This is a genomic window from Methanocalculus sp. (assembly GCF_029762515.1).
In the GTDB taxonomy this organism is placed as follows: domain Archaea; phylum Halobacteriota; class Methanomicrobia; order Methanomicrobiales; family Methanocorpusculaceae; genus Methanocalculus.
Genome location: NZ_JARVGN010000192.1, coordinates 1 through 4,244 on the forward strand (window position 1 = coordinate 1; position 4,244 = coordinate 4,244).

The following is a 4,244-nucleotide window of genomic DNA, read 5'->3' on the forward strand; positions in this document are numbered from 1 at the left end:
CCTCGGCCCGAATGGTGCGGGGAAGAGCACCACCATCCTTATGACAACGGGGCTGATCGAGCCGGACGGAGGGGTGATTGCAATTGACGGGCATATCATGCAGAAGAACCCTCTTCTGGCAAAAGCAAAGATTGGGTACATGCCCGAGGATGTCGGTTTCTATCCCGGACTCAACGCTGCCGAAAATCTCGATTACTTCGGCAGACTATATGGCATGGAGACGGAGAGGAGAAAGAGGAGGATAGATGAACTCCTCGTTACCGTCGGGCTTGACGGGGTTTTAACCCTTGTCGGAGGGTACTCAAAAGGGATGCGGCAGCGGCTTGGCCTTGCAAAGGCATTGCTGAACGAGCCACCGGTGATCATCCTTGACGAACCCACCGCAAACCTTGACCCGGTCGGAGTATCAGATTACCGGAGGATAGTCCGGGAGGCGGCAGCCGATGGTGCGGCATTACTTGTATCCTCGCATATCCTCTCTGAGATGAGTGTGATCTGCACACGGATCGCGCTTCTCTCGCGGGGAAAGCTTGTTGCAGATGGCACCTGGCAGGAGATCTCCGACCATGGCAGCGATCTGATCGTCCGTGTTGAAGGCAGGATTCCCCTCCCGGAATTTTCTCTTGATGGGATCGGATCGGTCTCCTATACTCCTGACAGAAAGGGCGCTGTGATTGTCACATCCCGTGATATCCGTTGCGAGATTGCCGATCTCCTTGCATCTGAGGGAATTCCTCTTCAAAATCTTCAGATAGATGCCGGATCTGCCGAAGAAGCGCTTCTCCAGCGGTTCAGAAAGGAGGCAGAAGCATGAGCAACGGACTCTTTGTGGTTGCCGGAAAGGAGTTTGCAGATTCATTCCGAAACAGGACTGTTCTTGCGATCTTTGCCATATTTTTTGCAATCACGATCATCGGGATGATCGGCGGGATTGCCGAATACCAGGATACACTCGATTCCTATAATGAACGCCTTTCAACGGCAGGAACAGAGGAACGGGGATTAATGGATACACGGCCATCCCCTATGATCGTCTTTGAGTCGGTTGGCGTTCTCCTCGTCACGATGGGAGCGCTCCTTGGGATCACCGCCGGATTTGACCTGATCACCCGCGAGCGGGAGACGAAATCGCTGAAGGTGCTCCTCTCCCATCCGGTATTCCGGGACGAGGTGATTAATGGAAAGGCAATCGGTGCAGGCGGGGCACTTGCATGTATCTTTGCCGCGACAATCGCCGTTTCAATCGCCCTCCTCCTGATCACCGGGATAATACCGGGAGGGGATGAATGGTCATCGATCATGATCTTTGCATTCTCTGCATTCCTGATGATCGTTGCGTATTTCGCTATTGCACTCTGCATGTCTTCAATCTCTGAAACAAGCGGGACAGCGCTGATCTATACCCTCATTATCTTCATCCTTCTCTCCGGCTTACTGCCGGTGCTTGTGGAGAACGGGGCTGCTGATGCGATTGCAGGTGATCCCCCGTCAATGCCACGGGTGATGCAATCCACCCCTGCTGAAGGTGGCATGCGTGCGTTCCAGGGGATGACCGATACCGCAGAGTTCCAGCAGTACAGATCCGAAATGCAGGACTGGTGGTCAAGACGCCAGGCAGTGATAGATATCGCATCGCTCTTCTCCCCGACGATGAGCTTTAACGCAATCTCGGATACGATCACCAGTTCACAAACGGTGCAGGTCAGAGCAGGGATCGGCGGCGGGATGTATACACAGGCAACAGCTAATACTTCCGGATCGATACTCTCTCATCTTCTTGCTCTCCTTGCATTCCCGACCGTCTTCTTTGGTATTGCATACATGCGGTTTATGAGGATGGATCTGAGGTGAGTGGAATGATTAGAAAACTTGTAATCATCGGACTGATCTTGTGTATCCTCATTCCGGGGATGGCATCAGCCAATACCGATTCAAATAAGCAGTATTCAATGTCCACACCATTCCCGGGAAGGGTTGTCGAGGCAGGTGCTGTCTCGACATTCCCACTCACTATTGAAAGCATTGGAAGAGGAGATACAGGCAGGCTCTGGGTCCATACATTCTCGGGCACAACAGCAAACTGGGAGTTCCGTTTTGTAAAAGACGGGGCTGAAGTTACCCATGTCACTCTCCCAACAGGAACAAAAGAGACTGTCACCCTTGAGGTTGAGACAGATTCTGAAACGCCTATCGGAGAGTACCGGATCAAGGTATATGTCGGAGATGCCACACTCTGGCTCACCATTCAGATCGATTCAACGCACCGGGGTGAAGAGGGGTATCTTACACTCAGAACTGTGGATGAGATCGGCCAGCCGGTTGGCGGGGTCTCTGTTGAACTAAAACCAGCAACAGGCGGAGGAGACTCAATATATCTGACCAGTGCCTCAGATGGAACGCTCAGAACCGTCATCTCTCCAAGGGAGTATCTGGTCAATATAGAAAAGGAAGGGTATATCCCGCCACCAGCGGTGAACGCACGGGTGCGTGCCGGAATGACCGAGGATCTCTCTGATCTGGCTCTCCAGACTCGGGATACCGCACTTGATGCCACATGGGAAACCTATGCAGTGACTGTGACACCAGGCAGTTCAACGACGATAGGCATAACCATAGAGAACATCGGCCGTTCAGGTGCGACATTTGTTTCCGGAGCCGAGGATGTACCGGATGGGTGGTCTGTCAGGTACCGGATAGCAACCGGAACCGGAACAGCAACCGAGGATATATCTGCAATATATCTTGCACCCGGAGATAAGCGGGATATCCAGATGGTGGTAACACCAAAATACCGCGAAGAGATCGGATCATTCACCTTCAGATCAGTCATTACAGCCCCGACAGGAGATCGGTACTCCGCGAATATCGAGGCATCTGTCCGTGGATCACATGGCATGGAAGTGTCGCTCGACAGGTATCTGCTGGAGACAACAGGATCCAATCCCCTTGAGTTCCAGGTCACGGTGAGAAACTCAGGAACAGCAGGCGATCTCACAGCGGTTATCCCGGAGATCTCCGCTCCAACAGGATGGAATGCCGAGATAATCCCCGAAACTGTGGCAGGGATTGCTCCAGGGGAACGGGCTGTCTTCAGTGTCTCACTCATCCCGCCATCAAATGTGGTGGCAAGCGAGTACAAGTTCACCATGAAGATCGGATCCGATCAGGCGGTTGTTGAGGATGACTTCCGTGTGAACGTGAAAGAAGGATCATTTGCGGCGATTCTCGGAGTGCTGCTCCTCATAGTTGTCGCAGGAGGGATTTACCTTGGCTTCAGGAGGCACCAGAGGCGGTGATTCATGAGGGACTTGACCCCATCTAAAAACCCTTATCGTCCCGGATAGCATAGAATATACAGATGAATGGCAGGAATCGATCCGATCTCCGGATCGGATCACAGGTGAGCGTTATCCAGAAGAAAGACCAGCAGAGCGGGAAGACAACAGAGGGAGTTGTCACCGCAATTTTAACCAACTCTTCTTTTCATCCCCACGGGATCAAGGTCAGGCTGGCAGACGGCACAGTCGGCAGGGTTGCCTCAATTCAAGGATGAAAAGAGAAGGAACGGGATGGAGTGCCAATCCCATCCCGTCAGCATTTCCGGGCAGAACGCGTTTGATCCGAAAATAAAAAATTGTCGATAGATCAGACAAAACCAAGGTGTGGTGAATGTTGGTGCCTGTTTTTATTGTTTCACGTCTGCTCCAATAACAGAGTGGGCTTTGATAAGGATTAAGGTTTAAGTTAAGTTAATTTATTTAATTCTTTGAAGAGAGTGTTATCAGCTACGATCCGGAAGATTGCCTCTTCACATTCGCACTCCGCGGGATAACCGTATTTACCATGAGAACCGAAGATCCATAAATCATGATTGTTATCGGGATAGATCCGGGCATTGCCCGTGTGGGATACGGGGTGATCGAGAAGCAGGAACGTCAGATACGGCCCCTCTGCTATGGCTGCATCGAGACATCCGGTCGGGATCGGACAACAAGCCACCGTCTTCACGAGATTTATACCCGGATACAGGCACTTATCGCAGAGCATTCACCTGACGAGATCGCAGTTGAAGAGCTCTTCTTCACAAAGAATGTCACCTCAGCAATCAGGGTTGCCGAAGTGCGGGGCGTCATTTTGCTTGCAGCAGAAGAGCGTGGCATTACAATCGTCGAATATACCCCAAACCAGATCAAGCTGGCAGTATCAGGATCAGGGAAGGCAAAGAAAGAGCAGGTGCAGGATAT

At 51.8% G+C, this 4,244-nt stretch carries 5 protein-coding genes; all 5 read left to right on the forward strand.

Annotated features, from left to right (window positions below):
* Positions 1-814, forward strand: an 814-nt coding sequence (locus QCH34_RS07715; protein ID WP_300332489.1) for an ABC transporter ATP-binding protein, incomplete at its 5' end; no start/stop codon positions are given.
* Positions 811-1,851, forward strand: coding sequence for an ABC transporter permease subunit (locus tag QCH34_RS07720; protein WP_300332491.1), 1,041 nt, complete (start codon positions 811-813; stop codon positions 1,849-1,851). The genes QCH34_RS07715 and QCH34_RS07720, both read left to right, overlap by 4 nt.
* Positions 1,852-1,856: 5 nt before the next feature.
* A complete protein-coding gene (locus QCH34_RS07725) occupies positions 1,857-3,296 on the forward strand; it encodes an NEW3 domain-containing protein (protein ID WP_300332494.1) in 1,440 nt (479 codons plus the stop codon).
* Between the two features lie 62 nt (positions 3,297-3,358).
* On the forward strand, positions 3,359-3,553 hold the full coding sequence (locus tag QCH34_RS07730; RefSeq protein WP_300332496.1) for a YwbE family protein: 195 nt from the start codon (positions 3,359-3,361) through the stop codon (positions 3,551-3,553).
* 314 nt (positions 3,554-3,867) lie between these two features.
* Positions 3,868-4,244: crossover junction endodeoxyribonuclease RuvC (gene ruvC / locus QCH34_RS07735; protein ID WP_300332498.1), on the forward strand; the 377-nt coding region annotated here is incomplete at its 3' end.